21 protein-coding genes and 1 tRNA gene are annotated in these 24,082 nt (G+C 33.1%); 8 read left to right on the plus strand and 14 right to left on the minus strand.

The window, feature by feature from the left end; translation table 11 throughout:
* Positions 1 to 75: 75 nt before the first annotated feature.
* The 3 genes from SMGD1_RS00475 to SMGD1_RS00485 are packed head-to-tail and all read right to left on the minus strand — an operon-like array spanning position 76 to position 4,149.
* Positions 76 to 3,210 (minus strand): caspase family protein, encoded by a 3,135-nt coding sequence (locus SMGD1_RS00475; RefSeq protein ID WP_008338421.1) that lies wholly within the window; start codon positions 3,208 to 3,210, stop codon positions 76 to 78.
* Positions 3,211 to 3,220: 10 nt separating this feature from the next.
* On the minus strand, positions 3,221 to 3,835 hold the full coding sequence (locus SMGD1_RS00480; protein ID WP_008338304.1) for a type III pantothenate kinase: 615 nt from the start codon (positions 3,833 to 3,835) through the stop codon (positions 3,221 to 3,223).
* Positions 3,835 to 4,149 (minus strand): hypothetical protein, encoded by a 315-nt coding sequence (locus tag SMGD1_RS00485; protein WP_241761411.1) that lies wholly within the window; start codon positions 4,147 to 4,149, stop codon positions 3,835 to 3,837. Before SMGD1_RS00485 ends, SMGD1_RS00480 begins: the two co-directional genes overlap by 1 nt.
* 100 nt (positions 4,150 to 4,249) lie before the next feature.
* Here SMGD1_RS00485 and SMGD1_RS00490 point away from each other — a divergent pair, with 100 nt between their 5' ends.
* A complete protein-coding gene (locus tag SMGD1_RS00490; RefSeq protein WP_008338583.1) occupies positions 4,250 to 5,206 on the plus strand; it encodes an HD-GYP domain-containing protein in 957 nt (318 codons plus the stop codon).
* Here the strand turns inward: SMGD1_RS00490 and SMGD1_RS00495 are convergent, their stop codons facing one another.
* Together SMGD1_RS00495 and SMGD1_RS00500 are read right to left on the minus strand one after the other, a co-directional pair.
* Positions 5,207 to 5,650, minus strand: a complete 444-nt coding sequence (locus SMGD1_RS00495) for a DUF4395 domain-containing protein (RefSeq protein WP_008340323.1) — start codon at positions 5,648 to 5,650, stop codon at positions 5,207 to 5,209.
* A 65-nt stretch (positions 5,651 to 5,715) separates the two neighbouring features.
* Entirely contained in the window at positions 5,716 to 7,695 is a 1,980-nt protein-coding gene (locus SMGD1_RS00500) for a thioredoxin domain-containing protein (RefSeq protein ID WP_008338524.1), read from the minus strand.
* 116 nt (positions 7,696 to 7,811) lie between these two features.
* Between SMGD1_RS00500 and SMGD1_RS00505 the strand changes: the two genes are divergently transcribed.
* From SMGD1_RS00505 to SMGD1_RS14960, 4 genes are read left to right on the plus strand one after another with little or no spacing between them, the layout of a single operon-like run.
* A complete protein-coding gene (locus tag SMGD1_RS00505; protein WP_008338202.1) occupies positions 7,812 to 9,194 on the plus strand; it encodes a TolC family protein in 1,383 nt (460 codons plus the stop codon).
* Positions 9,194 to 9,940, plus strand: coding sequence for an efflux RND transporter periplasmic adaptor subunit (locus SMGD1_RS00510; protein ID WP_008338493.1), 747 nt, complete (start codon positions 9,194 to 9,196; stop codon positions 9,938 to 9,940). The genes SMGD1_RS00505 and SMGD1_RS00510 overlap by 1 nt, the downstream gene beginning before the upstream one ends.
* Positions 9,941 to 9,949: 9 nt before the next feature.
* Entirely contained in the window at positions 9,950 to 11,542 is a 1,593-nt protein-coding gene (locus SMGD1_RS14955; protein ID WP_008338603.1) for an efflux RND transporter permease subunit, read from the plus strand.
* Positions 11,542 to 13,257 (plus strand): efflux RND transporter permease subunit, encoded by a 1,716-nt coding sequence (locus tag SMGD1_RS14960; RefSeq protein ID WP_008338555.1) that lies wholly within the window; start codon positions 11,542 to 11,544, stop codon positions 13,255 to 13,257. Before SMGD1_RS14955 ends, SMGD1_RS14960 begins: the two co-directional genes overlap by 1 nt.
* An 83-nt stretch (positions 13,258 to 13,340) precedes the next feature.
* On the opposite strand, the gene SMGD1_RS00525 is transcribed toward SMGD1_RS14960, so the two are convergent.
* The 4 genes from SMGD1_RS00525 to selA are packed head-to-tail and all read right to left on the minus strand — an operon-like array spanning position 13,341 to position 17,096.
* Positions 13,341 to 13,547 carry a hypothetical protein gene (locus SMGD1_RS00525; RefSeq protein ID WP_008338328.1) on the minus strand — a complete coding sequence of 69 codons (207 nt, stop codon included), beginning with the start codon at positions 13,545 to 13,547 and terminating at the stop codon, positions 13,341 to 13,343.
* A 43-nt stretch (positions 13,548 to 13,590) separates the two neighbouring features.
* Positions 13,591 to 13,872 (minus strand): hypothetical protein, encoded by a 282-nt coding sequence (locus SMGD1_RS00530; protein ID WP_008338478.1) that lies wholly within the window; start codon positions 13,870 to 13,872, stop codon positions 13,591 to 13,593.
* 43 nt (positions 13,873 to 13,915) lie between these two features.
* Positions 13,916 to 15,754 carry a selenocysteine-specific translation elongation factor gene (gene selB / locus SMGD1_RS00535; RefSeq protein ID WP_008338587.1) on the minus strand — a complete coding sequence of 613 codons (1,839 nt, stop codon included), beginning with the start codon at positions 15,752 to 15,754 and terminating at the stop codon, positions 13,916 to 13,918.
* Complete coding sequence (gene selA, locus SMGD1_RS00540; RefSeq protein WP_008340326.1) at positions 15,747 to 17,096, minus strand: L-seryl-tRNA(Sec) selenium transferase; 1,350 nt, start codon at positions 17,094 to 17,096, stop codon at positions 15,747 to 15,749. Before selA ends, selB begins: the two co-directional genes overlap by 8 nt.
* A 60-nt stretch (positions 17,097 to 17,156) precedes the next feature.
* Here selA and SMGD1_RS14675 point away from each other — a divergent pair.
* Positions 17,157 to 17,255, plus strand: a tRNA-Sec gene (locus SMGD1_RS14675).
* 5 nt (positions 17,256 to 17,260) lie between these two features.
* Here SMGD1_RS14675 and selD read toward each other — a convergent pair.
* Positions 17,261 to 18,295 (minus strand): selenide, water dikinase SelD, encoded by a 1,035-nt coding sequence (selD, locus tag SMGD1_RS00545; protein ID WP_198407972.1) that lies wholly within the window; start codon positions 18,293 to 18,295, stop codon positions 17,261 to 17,263.
* Between the two features lie 301 nt (positions 18,296 to 18,596).
* On the opposite strand from selD, the gene yedE reads away from it, so the two are divergent.
* Both yedE and yedF read left to right on the plus strand, forming a co-directional pair.
* A complete protein-coding gene (gene yedE / locus SMGD1_RS00550; protein WP_008338210.1) occupies positions 18,597 to 19,814 on the plus strand; it encodes a selenium metabolism membrane protein YedE/FdhT in 1,218 nt (405 codons plus the stop codon).
* Positions 19,804 to 20,049 carry a sulfurtransferase-like selenium metabolism protein YedF gene (gene yedF, locus SMGD1_RS00555; RefSeq protein ID WP_008338333.1) on the plus strand — a complete coding sequence of 82 codons (246 nt, stop codon included), beginning with the start codon at positions 19,804 to 19,806 and terminating at the stop codon, positions 20,047 to 20,049. The genes yedE and yedF overlap by 11 nt, the downstream gene beginning before the upstream one ends.
* Positions 20,050 to 20,358: 309 nt before the next feature.
* On the opposite strand, the gene SMGD1_RS00560 is transcribed toward yedF, so the two are convergent.
* From SMGD1_RS00560 to SMGD1_RS00575, 4 genes are all read right to left on the minus strand, one after another.
* Complete coding sequence (locus SMGD1_RS00560) at positions 20,359 to 20,553, minus strand: hypothetical protein (protein WP_008338651.1); 195 nt, start codon at positions 20,551 to 20,553, stop codon at positions 20,359 to 20,361.
* Positions 20,554 to 20,614: 61 nt separating this feature from the next.
* A complete protein-coding gene (locus tag SMGD1_RS00565; protein WP_008338484.1) occupies positions 20,615 to 21,280 on the minus strand; it encodes a response regulator in 666 nt (221 codons plus the stop codon).
* Complete coding sequence (locus SMGD1_RS00570) at positions 21,277 to 22,866, minus strand: sensor histidine kinase (RefSeq protein ID WP_008338183.1); 1,590 nt, start codon at positions 22,864 to 22,866, stop codon at positions 21,277 to 21,279. Before SMGD1_RS00570 ends, SMGD1_RS00565 begins: the two co-directional genes overlap by 4 nt.
* Entirely contained in the window at positions 22,856 to 23,998 is a 1,143-nt protein-coding gene (locus SMGD1_RS00575; protein ID WP_008338207.1) for an ABC transporter substrate-binding protein, read from the minus strand. The genes SMGD1_RS00570 and SMGD1_RS00575 overlap by 11 nt, the downstream gene beginning before the upstream one ends.
* Positions 23,999 to 24,082 lie beyond the last annotated feature (84 nt).

The raw sequence follows: 24,082 nt of genomic DNA on the forward strand, positions 1-24,082 counted from the left end.
ATGCCCTTATATATATTATTATTTTTCGCATTTTATCTAAATGTAGCTCAAAGTTTTATGAGTTATAGATAACTTTTACTTTACCTTCACTAACGGAAACCCTTGACCCAAAGGAGAAACAAACGGATACTGAGCACGTTTAAACTCTTTCTCCGCTATCTGAGGAACTGTGTCTTCTACAAAGTTTGCTATTTCTAATGTTTTTATATATCCATCACTATCACCATCTGCTTTTCCATTTAGTCCATCTGTTAGAACATAAGTAAGAAGACCATGACCTTTATAGCCTTCTAGTGCTTCTTGGCTTGAAGAAGATGCTGAGATTATTGTACTTCCTACTGCACGGCTTAAAACTTTCATAGCTGTGGTTTCTGTGAGTCCACGAGTAAGAAGTGCAACTTCTAGTGTTTGACCTAATGCTCCAGAGTTACAAGTATCCAGAACAATGAACTTTTTAGTAGTTGGAATATTTGCTATCATATCTCTTAGAGCATTTTGAGAAATAGCTTCTTTTTCTATACCTCTAGTAGATAATGCTCCAACATTTGAAGTTATCATATTATACTTTGCATCTTCTACCATTCCGTGACTTGCTACAAAGAATATAAAGAGGTCATTTGGAGAAATAGTTTCTAAAGCTTTTAAAGTTTTAGTGATGTTCTCTTTTGAAGTCTGAGCTTTTGAAGTAAGAAGTTCTACTTTAACATCTCCATATAAACCTTTGGTTTTTGCTTTTATAGTATTTGCAAAAAGCTCTGCATCTGCTACTGCATATTTTAAAGCTATGCTTGGATTTTTATATTCGTTTATACCAATTACCACTGCGTAGATATTTGGTTTGACTATCGGGTTAAAAGTTGAAGTAACAGCTAAAGTATCTTCTATAGATGCCATAGTATTTTCTTCGTTATAAACTATAGCTTTTAGAGTATGTTTGCCTTTTGCAAGTTTGATAGTATATGTTTTTAAAACTACATTTTTATCTTGTTTCTTTTGCAGTCCTCTATCTCCATCTGTTTTTATAAGAACACCATCAAGGTAAAGTCTTATTTGACCTATGCCTCCTGAGTTTGGAGTTATTTTTAGAGTTACTTGCAGTTCTTCTTTGTTTATAGACTTTTTAGTATCTATTATGGCTACTTGTGGTGCTGGTTTTACGTCAGATAATTTTAGTGTTGGGGTTTGAGTCGCATATTGAATACTTTTATCTTCACTCATAGCTGAGGCTACTATGTCTGGACGGTAAAATGTTTCGTAGTACTGGTCTATTGAGCTTACTTGCATTGGTCCTGTTAATATACTTAGGTGTTTAGCTCCGTTTAGTGATGCGTTGAAGTAGCCTTCTGGGGTGATATGAACCCATTCTCCATCTTCAAATGAAGCTTTAGCAAGTACTTCTTTACCAGTTTTCACATCCCAATATCTAATTACCCCATCCAACCCTGCAGAAATTATATATTTTTTATCCTTAGTGAACTTCACATCTTTTATATTACTCATATGTGTATCAAACGATTTTAATTTAACTCCATTAGTTAAGTCCCATAGTGTAATATGATTATTATCACCAAGCGTTAACATAGATTTGTCATCTGATGAAATAGTTAACTTTTTAAGTCTACCAGTGTTATCAAAAGTGTGCAGCACTTTATCCGTTTTAGTGGTAAATACTTCTAGATAACTCCCTCGTTTTTTAGTGTACCTAGGGTTAGTTACAAGAAATTCACCACTATGAGAAATTGTCATATGATTAATCTTTCCAGTTTTCTCATATGAATTGATTATTTTTTTTGATTTGATATCAAATATATTAATCTTTGATTTTGGGTGATATAAATCCCCTTGTAATATGTCAAAAATGATATATTTTTTATCAAACAATAGTGCTGTATGTATTATCTCTTGCGCAAAAGTAAAAGATTCTATAACTTTTGAGGATTGAATATTAAAATAATCAATTCTACTTTCATTTGCAAAACTATTGACTAAAAGTCCATACTGATTATCATCAGACAAATCAGATATAAATGATATGTGCTTATTTATTGCCAGCTCTTTTGTTTTTTGTCCACTTGTTAAATCCCAAAAATTTATATTATTTTTGAAATCAGAAGACAATACATACTTCAAATCATCAGATAAAACTGCACTATGTACCCAAGGTGATTTTGATAAAAACTCTTGTTTTAATTTTCCTTCATTTATATCAAAGATTTTTACCCCATACTCAACACCTTGAATAATATAATTCTCAGATAGAGTTAAGCCTTCAATCGTAGTTCTTTGATGATTACTTGCTTTTATAGTACGTAACTTATTCCCACTTTTTGCATCTAACATAGTGATGAGATCATTTTTGTTGTTTATAACTACATAATCTTTGTTTAAGTCAATAGAATAAAGGTCTGCATCATCCTTATAATAATCTTTAATTTCATTAGATTCAAGATCCCACAGTTGTATATTATTAGACTTTATAAAAAAGACTTTATTATCTTTGGATGCAGCCATATCATAAACTACACCCCGTTCCGTCTTAACTCGTTTAATATTTCCAGTATTTAAGTCAATTTTATTTAAAGAGTAAATTGAAGCGTACACAATTTCTGAATCATTTAAAAGAGTACTTGCAACACTAGGCATTACAGTCTGCTCATCACTAACTGTTTTTATTTTTTGACCTGTTTGGATATTCCAGAGATTAAAACTTGTACCATCAGAATTAATTTCAACAGAAATAATAATTTGATTATCAGAGTTCAAGAACATATCATGTAGTCTATTCTCACACTGAATCTCTCTGATTTTTTTGCCTGTTGCAATTTCCCAGATTATAATCTTTTTATCCAAATATCCAGCAATTATAAATTTACTGTCATTTGTAACAAAAACTTTGCGTACTGCATCAGTATTTGCATATAATGTTTTGATTTCTGCTCCACTTTGAATATTCCAAATTTTAATCGTAGCGTCGTTCCCACCAGTAACTAAATACATTCCATCAGGAGTTATAGCATTACTACGAACAGAATCTGCATGTCCTAAACTAAGGAATGGTTTAGTAATTTTAAAATTTGGATCACGATAAGTTATCTCGACATCTTTTTTTGTAACTACTTGAACATCATTCTGCTTTACAGAAACTTCTGGTTGACCACAGCCAACCATAAAACTCAAAATAAAAACTAAACTAACAAAAATTTTAAACATTTTTTACCTTTTAAATAAGTTTAGAGGAGAGAATCTTCTTCATTCCCTTAAATATCAGAGCTTCATCAATTACAGCATCTGGAAAGATTTTTGCAAACTTTTTTGCGTCTCCGCCTGTTAAGATAATGTTCATTTTATGAGAAGTAACTTCGCTGTAGAGAGTTTTTAGATAGCCATAGCTTATGGCATCTGTGGAGTTTTTCGGCAGAACATTTAAATCAAGATCAAAGTTAAATGGATAGTCTAGAGCAGATGAGATATTTTTGTAAGTTTGGCTCATGGCATTGAGTCCAGGATAGATAAAACCACCTTCAAATATACCGTCTTTTACAACATCAACAGTTACGGCACTTCCTGCATCTATGATGATTCCATTCTCAATGGCCTCAGATGCAACCATCCTGTCAACACCCATAGTCTCGTAATATTTACTCATATCAAGTTTAGTTGAGAGGTCTATCCAGTTGTCTAAATCTTTTAAAATATTTTTTAGTTTTGGGTTTACACAAATGTAGTGAACTTCTTCTTTTATGCTTGAAGGGTCAAAGTTATTTGTATCTTTTTTGAAGTCAATGTTGTCTTGTAAGAAGTGGTATGAAGTGTTGCCTATGTCACATAAAAGCATTACTGGATTTTCCAGCCTTGGCTTTTAAAAGCGTCTTTGGCTTTAGAACACAATGGAGCATCTATAAAGATTATTTTGTGCTTGAAGTTATGCCCGAAAAAAATCACTAGCTTTGCATATATCTCTTCAAATTTACGAACATCTTTCATTAACAGTTTACTCTTTTGACTAACAGCGAAAATAGCCCAAAAATAACCAGTTACATCTGTTGCTTTGTACATTCTTATTTTATTGCGAATTCCTAATTCTTTAGGAGGAATCTCTTGCATTTTTTTATAAATTTTCCCTTTTTGTCTTAGGGAGTCTACTACCATCTGCATATCTATTATATTGCCTTTTTATTAAAACATTATTTTATCCAAACTACCCTTTATATACAAACAACTATGTATATTATGTGATATAATTTCACCAATGAAAGTAATTCAAACAAAAATCAGAACAGTAGAACACTTCACCTCACTGGATTTAAATTTTATAACTATTGGTGAGGTTACAACATTTGACATTTTTATAAAAAAAGACAACAACTATCTTATAATTATTGAAGCCGGTACATTAATATCCGAAAGCCTATACGACAAACTAAAAAAGCAATTACGCCTATATATGAAAAAAATAGACAAAAACAAAACTAAACTCACATGTGAAAGTCTTAAATTTTATATGCTTCACAACAAAGATAATCTAGAAAAAAGAATATCACTTCTGTATAAGTTAAATGATGGACTTTTTACAAACTATCTTGAACATCCCTATAATAAAATAGATTTAATATGTGTAGATTTGATTGTAAAATCAATTGTATTTTTAATAAAGTATGATGATAAATTTTTAAAAAATACTATCCCGTACTTCATAAATGAACATTGCATGAAGAACCACTCTCTTCATGTAGCCATATATGCTATGAGTCTTGGTAATGGACTTGGACTAAACAATAAAAAGCTTTTACAACTTGGAACTGCTGGACTACTGCATGATATTGGCTTGAAAAAGATTAATGAATCTCTTTTAAATAAGAGTACTACATTTGATATATCTGAACTAGAAGAAGTTAAAAAGCATGTAACAAACAGTGTAGATATCATCAAACAAAATAATCTTCACGATCCAGACATCATAGATGCAGTACTGCATCATCATGAGCAGTATGATGGAAACGGATATCCTAATAAGTTAAGTGAAGTGGAGATAAGTGTCTTTGCTTCTATTTTAGCTATTTGTGATGTTTTTGATGCCCTTACAAGTAGTAGACCTCATAGAAAACAGTACACATCTTTTGAAGCCATAAAAATGATGCTAAAAGATGAGTCAATGGTCAATAAGTTTAACCAAAGCTACCTTCAAAAACTTCTCAAATTACTCTAGCTAGTTCATAAAACTAGGGTAGATTTTTTTGATTAAAAAATAGATTTTACATCCAAGACAATAGCTAAAGAAAGCTTCTAGCAGAGCACAACTCAAAAAAATAAAAGATACTACTATTGAAAATAGGTAAAAATCTAAGTTATTACTAGCAACTAACGTCAGTATAAAAAAAAGACCAAAATACCCGGCCAAGCGCTTAGCTCCACCATCGGTAAACTCATCTTTTAATCTAAATGCTTTTTTAAGAAATCTTGATATTTGAAAAAGAGGTGAATAATCTTTTTTGCAATATAGACGCATCATAAAATCAAAAAAAAGAAAATATAGTATAACAACGTTAAAAGTCATCATATAAGCGATTAGCAAAATACTGACCATAAGAGCTACAAACCTAGCTACATAACTATCAACGCTTTCAAAATTAAGGGGACATGAGTAAGACAAAGTGAATAACCTTTCATATAATATATACTGAAATTTTAGTCTCTTATTCTTAAAACATTATTATTTTAATTTCTTATCTTTTCTTCTATCTTTATTTTAATCTTAGATAACTCTTTTTCCACCGCAAAACAGCTTCTCATTGTACATGCCAAATACTCAGAACTTGTCTCTTCTTTTTTCATAAGAACATATGGATGTTTAATGTTTTTTATCTTTGAAACATCTCTTTCCAGAGTTTCTTTAGTGTTTTTTAATGTTACAACTTCCTCTTGAAGCATCAAAAATGCTATGGCAGATGCAGGAACATTTGACTGCTCTTTTTCTATCAAAGCATTTTGAGATTCCAATGTTTTTAAGGCTAGTTTTTCATATTTAAACGAAGCTCTCAAAGATGCAAGCTTGATGATATTTTGAGTCATTTTAGCTAAGGATGATGTGTAGTATTTGTCACGCATATCTGCTTTTATGCTCAACTTATCGTCACTCAGATACCAGATGCTCTCTCTGTAAAACTTACTTTTTGCCTTATTTAAAAAGTACTCTGCTTGAGAGAGTTTGTCATCATCCAGTTTGACTTCATAAGCTGCTAGCAATGCCGATATCAAAAAGCTGTAATCTTCTAAAAGACCTAGCTGAGTTGGTTTTGTACCGATGAGACTTTGATGATACAACTCTCCTCTCTCAAACATATAAGCTAAAAGAGCTTCGAGATGTTCATCTGCTTTTTTTGCGTACATCGCATCAAGAACTGAAGCCTTGTAAAGAGCCTCTATCATCATTGCATTCCAAGCAGTGTTTATCTTTTTGTCTATAAATGGGTACTCTTTATTTTTACGAATTTTTAGAAGCTCAGCTCTAAAGTTCTTAAAACCTTTTATTCTATCGTTTGACATAAAGTTCAGATGCACTTTACCTTCGAAATTTCCAAACTCATCAAAAGAAAAATTTTCTCTTAAAACGCTAGCATTAGGATTGTTTTTTAGTGCCTGTTCTACTTCATCAGTTGTGAAGATAAAGTACTTGCCCTCTTCATGATGTGTGTCAGCATCTGAAGCACTAAAGTAAAGCTTATCTTGCACAAACCTTGCGTCACACATCTCAATACTCTCTTTTACAACATCCTTGTATAACTTTTTTTTAGTTAAAAGATATGCTCTTACATACAAAGGAATAAGTTCAGCCTGATTGTAAAGCATCTTCTCAAAGTGTGGTATTTCCCAGGCAGCATCTACACTGTAACGAAAAAAGCCTCCATCGACATGATCATAAAGTCCACGCATAGCCATAGCATCTAGCATAGCCAGAGAGTTTTTCTGTAGCTTTTCATTCTTAGTTAGAAGAGCAAGATCCATCATTAGAGTTAGTTTAGAGGCTTCTGGAAATTTTTTGTTTCTTCCAAAACCTGCATATATGCTATCAAAACTTTTTAAAATTGACTTACTTAGAGTATCTACAGAGATTTTAGCACTATCGTTTTTAACTATCTTTAGAGGTTTATTCATCAAAGACTCCATAGCCTTTGCCTCTCGTACTACACTCTTATAATCTGTTTTATATTTATTATTTATCTTAGGTATAAGAGTATCTAATCCCTCATGATAATATTGTGAAGTTGTAGGAATATAAGTGGCAATGTAAAATGGTTTTTTATCATAAGTCAAAAAAGCGCTAAAAGGCCAACCCCCACTTCTTTTTTTCACTTTTAGATGCAGCTGTTGGTAATAACTGTCAAGATGTGGCATCTCTTCACGATCAACTTTTATACAAATAAAATACCTGTTAAAGACCTCTGCTATAGCCTTATTTTCAAACGATTCTCTAGCCATAACATGACACCAGTGACAAGTTGAGTATCCTATAGATAAGAACACAGCTTTGTTCTCTTTTTTAGCTTTAAGAAAAGCTTCATCACCCCAAGATAGCCAATTTATAGGGTTTGTTGCATGTTGTTGCAGATATGGAGATGTTTCATAAGATAGTTTATTCTTAGTTGTATCAGATTCTAAAAACATAAAAAAAAGTAATATAACAAGTAGATGTTTCATATAGTGATTATATCAAAATAGATTGTTAATTTGATTTTAATGTGATATATAAAAAAGGAATATATGTTATAATAAAAACTTAATTTTAATATAACGACGACAATAAAGGAAAATGGATGAAAAAAATAGTTGGTATGCTTCTTACAGCACTACTGCTAAATGCTTCTGATATTACTGTTTCTAATTCTTTAACACTAAATGAAGCTATAGAAATTTTAAAATCAGAAAACTTAGAGATAAAAACTGCATCACTTGATGTAGATTCAGCAAAGGCGGAAGTTCAAACCGCTAGTGGCAATCATTGGGGTAAGCTTGACTTTGTGCAAGACTACGCAAACTCAAATGATGCAGGAAATGTATTTGGATTTAAACTTACTTCGAGAGAAGCAAATTTTAATGACTTTGGTTTTGATGAGTTCTTAGCTCAAATGGGCGGACTTCCAGGAAACTCAGCAACACTTTTAGCAACACAACCAAAAAACTTAAACTATCCAGATGCTAGAAACTTTTTTCAAAGCAAATTAAAATATGAGGTTCCTCTTTTTACAGGTTTTCAGATATCAAGTTATGTTGATATTATGGAGTCTATGACTAAGATGAAAAAACTAGAAAAAAAACAAGTTATAAATGAAAAAATCTATCAAGTTAGAAAAAGCTTTTACGACATGGCTCTACTTAGAAACTCTACTAAAAATTTAAACACTATTCTTACAAATATTGACACGCTAGAAAATATGACTGAACAAATGATCGAAGTTGGATATGCAAAAAAAGTGGACTTATTAGAAGTTCAAGCTAAAAAAGGAAATGTACAAAGATTGATTCTTCAGATGGAATCTAATCAGAAACTTTTATATCACTATATCAGCTTCTTATTAAACCAAAAAGTAGAAAATATCTCTACTACTTCGGCTAGTGTCTCTATGCCAGTATTTACAAACGAAGATGTTTTAAACAACAACCTTGATATACAAAGAGCCTCAACTGGTCTTGAAGTTCGTAAAAGCATGGTTGATGTATCTAAATCTTCTTATTACCCGATGGTAGGCGCTTTTGCAGAAGCTGCTACTGCTGATGATACATTTTTAGGGAGTGCAGACGACCATAAAGCTTATACAGTTGGTGCAAGACTTACTTGGAATATATTTAATGGTGGGATTGACGAAGCTAATGTTGAGAAATCTCGTATCCAGCACATAAAAACAAAAACACAAGTAGAACTGGCAAAAAAAGGTATAGCTCTTAAAGTTGCTAAGATAAGAACTGAGATAGAGACTTATGATGCTGAGATAGCTTCTTTAGAAAAAGAACTTGCTCTTGCAGATGAGATTTATGCTAACTACGAAGGTAGATATAGAGAAAAACTAACTTCTATGAGTGATGTTATTATCAAACAATCAGAGCAGATTCAAAAAATACTAGAACTGCAAATGGCGCAAAACAAAAGAAATGAGCGTATATTTGCCTTAGAAAAATTAGCAAACGGAGAAAATAAATAATGAAAAAACTTTTAATAATAATTGCACTTGGAGCTTCGCTTATAGCTGAGACACTTGTTCTATCAGGAAGTGTTATTTCAGATAACCAGAAGATGATTACAAGCCGTTTTATGGGTTTTGTTACAGAGGTAAATGTAAGTGAGGGAGAGAAAGTTGTTAGAGATCAGATTCTTTATACTATTGACTCAAGAGAGATAGACTCTGCAAAAAGACAATCTGAGCTTAGTCTTCAAATGTATCAAAACCAGTATTCAAACGTAAAGCTAAACCTAGACAGATACAAAAGACTTCTAGAAAAAGATATGGTTTCAAAATATGAGGTAGAAAATCTCGAACTTGCCGCTCTTAATCTTCAAGATATGATATCAATTGCACAGGCAAGACTTCAAGAAGTTATCAACCAATACAGATACCTAAATATCAAAGCACCAAATGCAGGTGTTGTAGTTGCTAAAAATATCAAAGTCGGTGAGATGGCGATGCCTGGTATGCCGGCAATCATACTTTCTGACCTGAGTGATTTAAAAATCTCTGCTGAAATTGCTGAGAGTAACTTAAGTAGTATTAAACATGGTACACAAGTTATTGTAAATATTCCATCACTTAAAATAAAAAGCATTGGTAAAATAACTGCGATTATCCCTAGTTCAAACCCGATGACGCACACTTTTAAAATCAAAGTTTCTTTTACAAGTAACAACAAATCAGTATATCCTGGTATGTATGCAACTGTAGAAATAAACTAAGGCCTGAATATGACTGATATAAAACCTTATGAACCAACTGATTCAGCTGGTAAATTAGCCAAAGGATTTTTAAGGAATCCTCTTACGATTGTTCTTGGTGTCTTTTTACTGGCAATCGGATATCTGGCTCTTATGATTATGCCTCGTGAAGAGAATCCGCAGATGGTTGTTAGTGGATCAACCGTTATAGTTGCTCTTCCTGGAGCCAGTGCTGCTGAGATACAAAAAGTAATCGTTAAACCACTAGAGAGAAAACTAAAAGAAGTAAAGGGTGTTGAGCATATCTATGGAACTGCCATGGATAATGTCGGTATCGTTAATGCAGCATTTTTTATCGGTGAAGAGAAAGAGGGATCAAACCTTAAAGTTTATGACAAGATTATGCAAAACTCAGATATGTTTCCAAAAGGTGCTATGAACCCTATCATAAAACCTTTGGATATTGATGTTGATATTCCTGTTGTATCAATTGCATTCTACGCAAATGACAAGAGTATGAGTAAGACTGATCTTTATGACAGAGTAAAAAAAATCCAACATCAGATAAACGGTCTGAATAATGTAGCCGTAACAGAAGTAAAAGGTGGAAACAAGACTCAGTTTAACATAGAAGTGGATTTGCATAAACTCTCAGGCTACAACCTTTCTATGGGACAGATTGTTCAAGCTGTACAGTCACTTTCATATAGTGTTCCTGCTGTAAAAAACAGAACTAAAGACAACAAGATAATCATGGTTGGTGTTAAGAATGCTATTGAGAGTTCAAAAGATATCGGTAACATCATTGTTGCACAATATATGGGTTCTCCAATCTACCTAAACCAAGTAGCAGACGTAGAGAAGTCTTACGACATCCAAAACTTTAAGTCAGTTCAAATTAGTGTTAGAGATGACGCAGGCAAGTTTAAACCTCTTCAAGATCAGGTTACTCTGACAGTATCAAAACTTCAAGGTACAAATGCAGTTGTTATCGCAGATGCTGTAAAGAGTGAGCTCGAATCACATAAAGGTTATCTGCACGAAAACGGCATTAGCTATGTAATCACTAGAAATGATGGGGAAAGAGCAGATGAAGCCGTTAACGAGCTTGTATTTCACCTTATATTATCTATTGTGATTATCGCTATCTTACTTGCTCTTGTTCTTGGTTGGAGAGAGTCTCTTATTGTTACTTTTACAGTTCCTGCGATTTTAGCTATTACTCTTTTCGTAGCATACCTAACAGACCAGACAATCAATAGAATCACACTATTCGCCTTTTTACTTTCACTTGGTCTTTTAGTAGATGCTGCGATTATTGTTATTGAAAATATTCACAGACACTATCATGATGTTGCCTCAGCTCACTGTTCTCCAGATGACTTGATGGTACGAGCAACTGATGAGATCGGACCGCCGACAAATATCGCAACTTTAGCCATTATTATGACTATGGTTCCAATGGCGTTTGTTGGTCAGATGATGGGACAGTTTATGAAACCAATTCCGGCTAATGTTCCTGTAGCTCTAATAGCTTCACTCTTTGTTGCTTATATATTTACACCCTACTTAGCAGTTAGAATGCTTAAAAGACCGGATTTTTCTAAAAAAGGAGGTCACTAATGTTTAAGAAGTTTGAAGATGCTGTTTTAGTTGGCATCCAGAGTGCAACGCAAAGAAGAATAATTTTAATCGCAACTCTGATAGCATTTATACTTTCAGTTCTAATGATAGCTCCTAGTAAAATGGTTTTAGCAAAAATGCTGCCTGGGAAAAATAACGATACTTTTAATATCTATGCGACACTTGCAAATGGAAGTTCAGTAGAGCAGACTAAACATGTAACAGACTGTATCGTAGGATATATCCAAAAAGAAGGCGAAGTTTTAGACATTGAAGTTTTTCTAGGTATGGGTGCTCCACTTGATTTTGCAGGACTTATAAAAGGTTCACACTTTAAAAACTCTGAGAATGTTGCTGAGATAGTTTTAAATCTTACAAAGAAACATGACAGAAGTGAACCTTCATATATGATGGTCCAACGTATGAGACCTGTAATCATAAAGAGTTGTGAATCTCTCTATCCAGATACAGTTGTATCTTTTGTTGAACCTCCTGCTGGACCTCCAGTTTTAGCGGCTATTGTTGCTGAAGTATATGGAAGTGATGCTAAAGGTATTAGAGAGCTTTCTGCTAGAGTTTCTGATGTGTTTAAAAAGACAGAGGGCTTAGTTGACATAGATATCATGCAAGATGAGATTTATGACACTTTTGAAGTACAGATAAACAGTACAAAAGTATCTCGTTCAGGTGTAAGCATCAAGCAGTTAAACGACATACTATATCTAGCGTTTGAAGGTATGCAGATAGCTGTTAAAAACTCGGATGTTTACAATGACCAGATTCCTATCTACCTCTCTCTTTCTCAAGAGTCAAAAAGATTTACATCTAAAGATATCAACTCTGTAAAGACAAAACTTGCATCTTTAAAGCTTATGAATCAGATGGGAATGATGATACCTATTACTGAGTTAGTAACAATCAACCCTAAAAAGTCAAATCCACTAATCATGAGTAAAAATCTTCACCAGATGACAAATGTTATGGCTGAGACAGATATGCTTTCTCAAGTCTACCCTCTTATGGATGCAAGAAATATGATTCTTGATACGTTTACAGACAAGTATGATATAGAAAAAATTGGTATGTTTAACTTGAAACTTACTGATAAAACAAATCAAAATGTGTATAAAATAATCTGGGATGGAGAGATGGAAGTAACACTAGATACTTTTGTTGAACTTGGTGCTGCATTTATCGCGGCTCTTGTTCTAATCTTCTTACTAATGGTTATCTACTACAAGAGTTATACAATAAGCGGAATTATTCTTTTAGGATCTTTTCTCTCTATCATTGGGGTAATTGTAGGTCACTGGATAATGGATATATTTACTACAGATACATTCTTCCTGACTGCAACTTCACTCATCGGGTTTATTGCACTTATAGGAATCAGTTCTCGTAACTCTCTGCTTCTAATAGACTTTACTAAGTCGCTTATGGATGAGAAGGGAATGCACAAGGCTGAAGCTATCGCTTACGCAACAGCAACTCGTGCTAAGCCTATCTTCCTGACTGCTGCGGCAATCATCCTTGCATCTACGCTTCTAGCCGGAGATGCAGTATTTGGCGGTCTCGGTGTTGCTCTAATTTTTGGAACCATAGCAGCTGTAGTAGCATCTCTAATCGTTGTCCCTGTTCTTATGTTTCAAGCAGATTTAGAAAAACACTTTAACTTTCATGAGAAAAAATCGGTACCTATTAGCGACCCGCTTTAATCACTCTTACTTATTCCCCATTCACTGGGGTATAATTTTTAACTTTTAAAACTAGATACTTCTTATAACTTTATATCAGTATTTTACTTATCTAAGTTATTTATTTGAGATTCTTTTTTGCTTATGACACTAATAGTTAATATACCAATAGATACTACAAACACAGTTATTGATGCGATAAGAGTACCTATATAAAACACAACATTTTCTTGTTCTAGATTCATACCATAAACACTATATATGATTGCTAGAATAGAGAAGATTGCTAGTAGTTTAGAAAACTTTAACATGTTATTTCCTTTTTATTGTTCTTGAAATTTTTTTGCATTAACTTTATATTTTTAAAATTGGAGGTTTGTCAATATCTATAAAATTATCACGTAGAAAAAAAGATTGGTCATAGACAATTACGTATGAATCAAGAGTGACATACGATAACAGTAAAATAGGCTGTAAGGAATTTCGATTATCTTCAGTCTCTTCAACCTGTTCTGAAACCTCTATAGAGACTTCAGAGGTAACTACAAACTTATCCGGTGACTCAGTAGCACTACCTTGAGTTCCAAGGAAGAAAATGGACAAGAGAAAAAAGAAAAAAAGGGTTTTGAGTTTCATAACAACATTATAAGGTTTTTATACAAATAAAAGTAAATGCAAATTAATTTAAAGTATTAAAAACTCTCTTATTCCCATCTTTCTTTATCTCAGAAAAATTATCAAGATAGTCTAAATAAGTAATCAGATATTTTCTACTAAGTGGATATAACTCTTTAAAGTTTGCTATGTCTATGTAGCCATCTTTTTTTATGATATCTTTCATGTCATTTACAAGTTTGCTTAAAGAGTTTGTGTGCACAAAAAGATTGTGCTGAAGTCTAAAGACCTGTTTTTTAGAGCAGAGTGACTTTAGTATCTCATCACCCATCTTTCTGTCTAAATCTAAATCATCGTAGATATTATAAGGAGCAGTTGGAGATATGCCCTCCTCTTCTAAACGCTTTAACATCACTTGTTCGAGTGAAGTTTTAAAGTCCTCTTTTACATTGGCATTTTTAAATAGATTTCCGTCTTTTACTAAAAATTCTTCATCTACAAGCTCATTTAAAACAAGCTCTATAAAACCTGAACTTGCCCACTTTAGTCTTAGTTTTATAGATGCATTTGATAGAAGTGCGTATTGATTTTTAGTGTAGATATTTTTAATATTGGCATAGATAGTATCTTTTGTAGCTAATGGATAGATGATAAGCTCTTTCTCATCCACGAAAGACTCATGTAACTCTTTAGCACTATGGAGCGCTTCTTCGTGTGAGAGTGCAAACCTTTGTGCAGATGAAATTAGCCCTAAGCCTTTTTTATGTGCATAAAGTAAAATGGAGTAAGCTTTTGGTATGTCTTGTTTTTGCAGTGCTTCAAGCAGATGCAACTTTTGAGACTTTTTCATAGGATCACTTACGGGGTTTAAAACTACCCCGCCCGCCACTGTAAAGTTTCCATCTCTGATGATTAGTTTCTCGTTATAGATGCTAAAGATATCTTCTTCACTTTTTATAGATGCAAAACCCTCTTCTAAAGAGTCTTCTGAATTAAAAAGTAAAACCTTTGCATCTATCTTTCTTGATCCTATGTAAATAGAGTATTGTCTATTATGATGTAAAAACTTATCTTTAAGTGCTTTAAATGAGATATCTATGGAGTTAAAACCTCTAAGATATCCTTTTTTGCTTATAACAAAACCTCTTTTTATGTCCTTAGCATCTACCCCGCTCAGGTTTATGGCTGTTCTATTTGAGATATTTGCCGTTTGTGCATCTACACTATGAACCTGTAAGTTCTTTATCTTGGACTCTTTTTGTATGTCACAGATAAATACTTTCTCATTCACTTCTATTGGCTTTCCAAGTACGGTTCCCGTTACAATAGTTCCTGCACCCTTTGCACTAAAGACTCTGTCAACGTAGTATCTAAAGAAATTTTCTTCTACTTTTGTACTTGCGTCAAGAGTAAAAAGTCTCTCTTTAAGAGCCTCTACTGAAACCTCATCATATATGGAAACTCCCATACTAAATTTCAAATCAAAATCATATCTTGATATAAACTCTTCTATCTCTAGTAGTTTCTTTTCTAGCTCTGAATCTTCAACTAAATCTTTTTTACTCACTACTAAAACAGCATTTTTAACACCAAGCAGATTCAAAATTTCCAGATGCTCTACGGTCTGTGGTTTTATACCCTCTAACGCACTCACGACTATAAGCACACAGTCAAAAGAGAAAGCTCCGGCTATCATATTCTTTACAAGCTTTTCATGTCCTGGAACATCTATAAAAGCTATATTCTGCTCACCTTGTGCAATGTTTGAAAAACTAAGATCTATAGTAATTCCACGCTCTTGTTCTTCTTTTGTAGTATCACCCTCAAAACCGTTAAGTGCTTTGATAAGAGCCGTTTTACCGTGGTCAATATGCCCACAAGTTCCTATGATAAAGTTAGACATCTGATATCTCTTTTGCGGCATCTATAATTTGTGCTATATCATCTTTTTGTATGGTTCTAAAATCAAGTAAAAACTTATCATCTTCTATTCGACCGATGATGTCCCTTTGTCTAAATAACTTTTCCATCTTGTTTTGTTTATAGTTTTTAATTTTAACAGAAAGTGCAACAGTAGGAATAGTTCTGTTTGGAGTTGTTCCTCCGCCTATAACCGTTTTAGTATCTATAATCTCACATTCTGCTATATCTGCAATGGCATCTTGAAGTGTTAAAGCATTTTCTCTTAGCTCATCAGTACTTGAAAATAGCATCTTAAGAGTAGGAATATCATCTATTTGCCCGAGTAAAATGGACTTTATATTTTCTTCTAAAATGGCTAAAGTAATCTTATCTACTCTTAACATACGAAGGAGCTGATTCTTTTTTAGTTTTGCTATGTACTCTTTTTTCCCTACTATGATTCCAGCTTGAACACTTCCAAGAAGCTTGTCGCCTGAGAAGCTAAGAAGTGAAGGATTTTCCTGCATATACTTTAGAACTGAAGGCTCATACTGGTCTAGTCCATACGGCAAATCAATCAGATGCCCGCTTCCCATGTCGTAGTAGTCTATAACATCATTCTCTTTGGCTAACTTTATAAGTTCTTTGAACTCTACCTCAGAGCTAAAACCCTCTATGGAGTAGTTAGACTTATGGACTTTCATAAGCATCGATGTTTTGTTGTTTATAGCGTTTTCGTAGTCTCTTAAGTGTGTTTTGTTCGTAGCTCCAACTTCTATGAGTTTTGCACCGCTGTCTCGCATAACATCTGGAACTCTAAAACTTCCGCCAATCTCCACTAGTTCACCACGACTGACAATAACTTCTTTTTTCTTTGCAAATGTATTTAGAATGAGAAAGACTGCACTTGCATTGTTGTTTACTATAAGTACATCTTCACAACCGAGAAGTTTGCATATTACTTTAGAGATGTGAGAGTATCTCTCGCCTCTTTTACCTTTTGCTGTGTCATATTCTAAGTTATTGTAACTCGTGGCTATTGTTTTTACTTTATCAAATGTTTTTTCATCTATAAGACTTCGACCTAAGTTTGTATGAACTATTACGCCAGTAGCATTTATTAGCTTTTTAAGTGATGGGTTTATCAGCTCTTCATATTTTTGTAAAACTCTTTTTACCAACTCATCTTCACTGAATGAATCAACAGAGTTATTTAAAATATTTTCTCTTAGATTTTGAAGAACTTCTTGGGTAAAACTTACTATAAGTGGAGTACATAAGCCATCAAATTTTTCATTTTCAATAAACTTGTCAACCTTAGGAATTGATTTTAGTAAAAACATTTTTACCCTTTTTAGATTGTTTTTATATTTTATATTGTAAACTTCAGTTGTACAAGATTTGGGGGGCATGTGACCCTGGTGGGCACCACAGGTTTCAAACCTGATTGGAGGTTTTTGTGTAAACGCCTCGGGGGGTTCGATTCCTTCGCCTTCTCACCAAACTCTTAGTACACAATTATAGGTCTGTCACCCCTTGGGATAATAGAACCAATTATACTTGCATATCCAAAAGTCAAATCTTCAACTCTTTTTACATACTCCGCAGCATCTTCTTCATTCATAGATATTAAAAGACCACCAGATGTTTGAGCATCACAAAACATTAGTCTGTACTTTTGGCTCTCACCAATAAAGCTAACTTTATCTTCTAAGTACTTCATATTTCTCTTACTTCCACCAGGAACTACATCTTTAGCAGCAAGATCAAATGCATCTGCCATAACAGGAACAGCAGAAGCATCTATACTAAGAGATACATTATCATTAGTAGATTCGAAGGCGTGTCCTAAAAGGCCAAAACCTGTTATGTCTGTACATGCACTTACATCATACTCTTTGAGAAGTCTTGATGGCAGATGGTTCAAGGCTTCCATGACTTTTACAGCTTCGAGTGTTGTTGACTCTTTTAACAAGTCTCTTTTTATAGCTGTTGTTAAAATCCCCATGCCAATTGGCTTCGTCAATACTAAAACATGTCCTATTTTAGGAGTGTTGTTTCTTAGTATCTTGTTTGGATGAATCATCCCTGTAACACTAAGACCATAGTACATTTCAAGTGATTCAATAGTATGACCGCCCATTAAAACACCACCGCACTCTTTTATCTTCTCATTTCCGCCTCTTAGAATCTCGCTAAGAACCTCGTAGTTATGATTTGTCTTATCAAAGCCTACAATGTTTAGAGCAGTTTTAACTTCCGCTCCCATGGCAAAGATATCCGACAAAGAGTTTGCAGCCGCGATTTTTCCATATATATACGGATCATCAACAACCGGTGTAATAAAATCAACAGTTTGGACTAAGGCTTCATTTTCATTTATTTTAAAAACACAAGCGTCTTCGCTATTTTCAAATCCTACAAGTACGTTTTCATCATCTGGAACAAGTGAGCAAATAGTTTGTTTTAGATCTCCCGGACCCATCTTTGCTGCTCAACCAGCTGCTTGAACGAACTTAGTAAGTTTAGATTCGTTATTCATTTTTTTGACCTTTAGAGTATTTGTTATGAAGGAGGTGTATAAAAGTGCAGTAAAAGATTTTATTACATTTATGTACACCCAATCCATAGGTTAATGCTTGTTGTATTCTACTAGTTCTAAAGTTAAAGGAATATTAATAGAGTAAAATATTTTTTACCTTTTAATAAAAAATAAAGAATTCTTTCAATACAATTTTCTTTAGATTTGTGGTACAAATAGACATTTTGATTTTCTTTCTTTCTTAAAATTCATTTCTGTCACCTTTTATTTTTTACAAAAAATTTACTTAATTGGAGAAAAAATGAATTTTCTTGAAGAGTTAAAGAAGCATCTAGTTTCTTTTTGGTTACCGGTTCCCGCAGTTATTGCACTTGGGGTTTTATCTGTTTACTATTTCGGTATTACAGGGACATATTGGGCAGTTACGGGCGAATTTACAAGATGGGGCGGACATGCCTTAGAATTCGCTGGTGTTGATATTAGCGATTGGGGCTATTTCAAAATCATGAATATGAATGGTAATATTTTTACTCGTATTGATGGAGTTATGATTATTGGTATGTTTGGAGGAGTTATTGCAGCAGCCTTTTGGGGTAACAACGTAAAATGGAGAATGCCAGCAAGTAAGATAAGAATTTATCAAGCACTTATTGGTGGAATCATCGCAGGATTTGGTGCTAGACTGGGGATGGGTTGTAACTTAGCAAGTTTGTTTACAGGTATACCTCAGTTTACGCTTCACGCTTGGTTCTTCACTTTTGCTATGATTGCCGGTGTTTATTTAGGAGTAAAAGTAACTCAACTTCCATTTTTTCGCTCGAAAGTAAAACTGGAAAAACTATCTTGTAGTACACCCACAAAAATTGATACTGATGTAGATGCAAACAAGGTTAAACGATTTTTTACTATTGGAACTTTTGTATTTATAGGCATGATTGTTTGGGCAATCTATCTTATCATTAGCGGACATCAAAAACTTGGTATGGCTATGCTTTTTGGTGGTGCTTTTGGTCTTATAATTGCCAAAGCTCAAATCTGTTTCACATCAGCATTTAGAGATATTTTTACAACTGGTAGAAGCCAAATGGCTAGAGCTATTGTTCTTGGGATGTTAGTTTCAAGCATCGGTATTTATAGCTACATCATGATAGGAGTTCCACCAAAAATCATGTGGGCTGGACCAAATGCTATCATCGGTGGAGCATTGTTTGGTTTTGGTATCGTTGTAGCTGGTGCTTGTGAGTGTGGTTGGATGTATAGAGCAGTAGAGGGTCAAATTCACTTTTGGATAGTAGGAGTTGGTAATGTTATCGGTTCAACTCTACTTGCTTTTGTATGGGATGATATCTCTGGGCCACTTGCAACATCTTGGCCAAAGATAAATCTACTAGAGTCATTTGGTAATTATGGTGGACTGCTTATGAACTATGTTCTACTTGCCTTACTATTTTTAGTAGTGTTAAAACTAGAAAAGAATTATCTTAAGAAATTAAAAGGAAAAACAGACAATGCAAAATAATACTAAAGCTCCTACACCAACTCACCGTTTGGATATGCATGGTGAACCATGTCCATATCCTGCCATAAAAACACTAGAAGCATTAAGAAGTCTTAATGACGATGATATATTAGAAATCATCAGTGACTGCCCTCAAAGCATCAACAACATTCCCATAGATGTTAGAAATCACGGGTTTAAAGTTTTACATATAGACACAAGTACACCTTCTGTTAGATATTTTGTAAAAAGATAACAATTAATTATACTTTAATTCACCATGCCCCAATGGCTGGAATGCAAGCTTGGAACGATACGGTTTGTAGAATTAGGAAGGTTTAGTTACTACCTATATGACGCACACAATACCACCTCTGTAACTTCAACGAGGTGGTCTGAAATATTCACTGCTCGTTTAATTCAACGATGTGTTCAGCTAGTTACACCTCTCCCAAGGTGTAATATAATCTCTTATGTTATTTTATATATTTACTGCTGTATGCGTTCCATCTCAGGAGAGATGGAGCGAGAAAGAAAAAAGTCTTTATCTCTCTCTTTTTTTGATTTACTGGTTTAACTGCTTAAACAGCTTTTCCAGCCATTTATCAGCATCTTCGACATTTTCAAATCTTTGTGACTTGGCAACTTGGTCTTTGCCTTCATAAAATCTTACTCTTATGCCATCTTCCACATGGTCAATTTTTGTTCTTGTGATTTTACTGAAATTCAAGTAAACTCTATCGTTTAATTTTACAAACATTTATACCTCCTGATTTTTTATATTATATCACATGAGTGTTTTATAGTCAAATATGTTTTACCTAAACCAGCTCTAGTGCTTTTTCATCAAATCTATAAGTCTTATGTGCAATCTTTACTAAAATCTTCTTTTCTGAAAGCTCTTTAAATAGTTTGATTAGAGTTGGTTTTGAGATGGAAACCTTTTGCATAATATCACTATATGAAGCTACCAGTTCATTTCTTTCATTTAAATGATCCAGTATGCACTTTACAACTTCTACTTGTTTGGAGTCTGTAATTGCCGAGATTGTTTTAATGATATTTGAGTTTTTATGTATCTCTTTTTCTTGTATAAGCGGTAAGACTATATCGTGAAGAGTATTTAGTAGCTCTTTTAGGTTTATCGGTTTAACTATATAATTTTCTATCTTTAGCTTTATAGCATCTAACAGGTATTTTGTATCTGTATGTGCTGTTGTCAGAACTGTTGGTATGTTAATATTTTTATTAACTTTGAGATCTCTAAGAAAATCTATTCCATTTTCATTTTCCAGTAAAATATCTGAAATAATAATATCTATTTTCTCTTTTTTAAGTACCTGCAATGCTGCTTCTGAAGTTTTTACTGCAAAAACATTTTTTACAAAGTCTTCCAGCATGTCCCTTGTCTGCTTAAGTAGTGAGTCATCATCTTCTAAGTATAGTATGTTAAATTCGTTGAGTATATTTAAATTTCTAGTTGTCATTGTTCTTTGCCTTCGTTAACCGGAATTGTAATTGTAAAAAGAGTACAATTTTCAAAATCTTGATTTTCTATTTTATAATAAATATTCTTACAATCAATAGTCCCTTGCATATGTTTTTCAATAATTTGTTGAGACATATATAAACCTATACCTGTTCCTGCACTTTTATACTTTGTAGTATAGTATGGTTCAAATATATGAGGTAAGATTTCTTCATCTATCCCCCCGCCATTGTCCACCATGTTTATTCTTATCTTATTTTTTGATTTTTTTACTATTACTTCCATGAGTCTCTTCTGGTCTTTTGACCTCAGAGCATCTTTTGAATTTGAGATTATATTTAAGAAGACATGTGAGAGTTCATTGTAAAAACCATATACTTCAATATCTTGCTTAATCTTTAGATGAAACTCTATATTCTCTTCATCTAAAAGATATTTTGACAATTCAAATGAGTGTTCAATACAATCTTTTAAAGAGAATCTTTCTTTATCTCTATTTGGCTTGAAAAAATTCTGAAAATCTTCAAGAGTATTTGACATACTCTCTCCGAGTATAATTGCATCGTTTACCTTCTCTTCAAGAACCTCAGGAGTAAGTTTTCCTAACTCCATCTTAGTTTGAAAACCTTGAACTATCATCATAATAGAGCCTAGCGGCTGTCTCCATTGATGAGCTATATTTGAAATCATCTCACCTAAGCTGGCAAGTCTGGCTTGTTGAAACATTATCAGATCTTTTTTTCGTGAGTTTCCTACTTCATCTTGGATTCTTTTTTCTAAAGACTCATTAAGAGCTTGAAGCTCTTTTGTCTTTTCATTTACAGCATCTTCTAGACCAAAGTGAAGTCTTTTAAAATGTAAAATGATTACTATTGAGAGTATGATTGAAAACAAAAATACCCATACTATGGAAATATTTAAAATCATAGAGAGAGTATTGAAGACCTTTTGCGTATCTCTTCTCTCACTTATAGCCATATTCAAGTCGTAATTAGTCAAGTTTGTTATATAGATAGAGATTGTATTTATCTCAAAGTTTACATTGTCTATAAGAAGTGATACTCTCTCATAGTTTTCATTTGAAAGCTCTAAAATTATCTCATCGACCAACTCTTTTATCTTTACATTTTTATCATTTATATTTGAGATAATACTATTTTGCAAGATCTTGTTCTTATCCTGACTTCCTATAATAAAGAACTCTTTGATTATCTTGGTCACCCAGGATGTTTTATACTCCTCTGAAAAAGTTATTTCTAAATATCTACTCCAGTTTTTCTCAATAAGCTGTTCACCTAAATCAAGAACATCATATGACTGCTCAAGCGTAATATTTTTATGATAAACATCATATAGCGTGTCATGAATATTAACTACATACGCATCTTTAATAGCTTCGAGTTTAATGATAGGTTTGGTTCTCTTTTCAAACAAAATATCAAAATCATGCTTTACTGTATATATAGATACTTGGGACAAGCCTATTATGAGTATCATCCCGCCTATAATTATGAAAAGTAAGAAAAATGTCTTATATGTAAAAGGTATCTTGTTTATATAAGAGAGTATATTTTTAATTTTCATTATAGACTTCTATAAACTTAGAGTTTTTGTATTTAAACAGATAGACTTTGTTGTGCAGTTGATCATTTTTATAATCTATATCAACACCATCTAAAATATTCTTAGGAAGCTTTTTTATCTCTTGGAGGAACTTTTCTCTTGTAATGGCACCGCCGATATTCTTCAATGCCACAACAACTGATTTGGCTGCTAAAAATGCTTCTAAAGAAACAAAACCTAAAGGCTCATCCGGAAAGTACTTCTTCATAAGCTTTTTATACTCTAAGATAACAGGTTTAGAACTATCATCATAACTTGGAACAACTTGGGAGAAAAATAAATTTTCAGTATTGTAATCTAACTCTCTTATCATCTCATCTGCATCTCCAAAAGAGATATTACAAAAAAGTGTATCTTTAAAAATAGGATCTTTCTTTGCTGTTTTAATAAACAGAGCATTTGCTTTATACGCTCCAATCATAAAAACTGCTTCTGGTTTTGAAGACTTTATCTCATGAAAGGCATGTCTAATGGAGAGAGTGTTCCTTTTATATGTTCCTTCTCCGCAAAGCTTCAATCCTCTCTCGTTTAGTGAGTGAAGAAGTGAGACAAAGCCCTCTTCTCCATAATCATCATTTTGATAAAAAACAGCAAATTTCGAAAGATCTCTTTTAGTTCGTAAATACTCAACTGTGTAGTCAATCTCTTCTTTATAAGAACTCCTAAAATTGACAATATCCACACCGTCATTGTTTCTTAAAAAAGAAGCTCCTGTAAATGGAGCTACTAAAGGTATTTCTCCAGCTCTGAGATTAGGTAATATTTTTTTTACTGTTGGAGTACCTACAAAACCAAAAAAAGCAAAAATATTTTTATCAATAAGCTTTTTAATATTCTCAACAGTCATATCAGGCTCATATTTATCATCATAAACAATGAGTTCAATTTTCACATCGCCTAGTAATTTATTTTGATTAGCATATAAAAAATAAGAATCGGCTCCACTGTAAACAGAATCACCCAGAGCATGCATAATTCCACTTCTAGGTATTGAAAGACCGAGTTTTAAGGATTTTCCATCAAGCTCATCATTTTCAATATTTAGGAAAATCAGAACAAAAGCAATTAGTACAACTACTATATATCTAATCACAAGAACCCTTTTTATGTTGATTATATCATAAATATACATTCAAAGATAAATTGTCTTACAAATAATCACACTAGGTAAAATACT

Source organism: Sulfurimonas gotlandica GD1 (genome assembly GCF_000242915.1).
GTDB classification, from domain to species: domain Bacteria; phylum Campylobacterota; class Campylobacteria; order Campylobacterales; family Sulfurimonadaceae; genus Sulfurimonas; species Sulfurimonas gotlandica.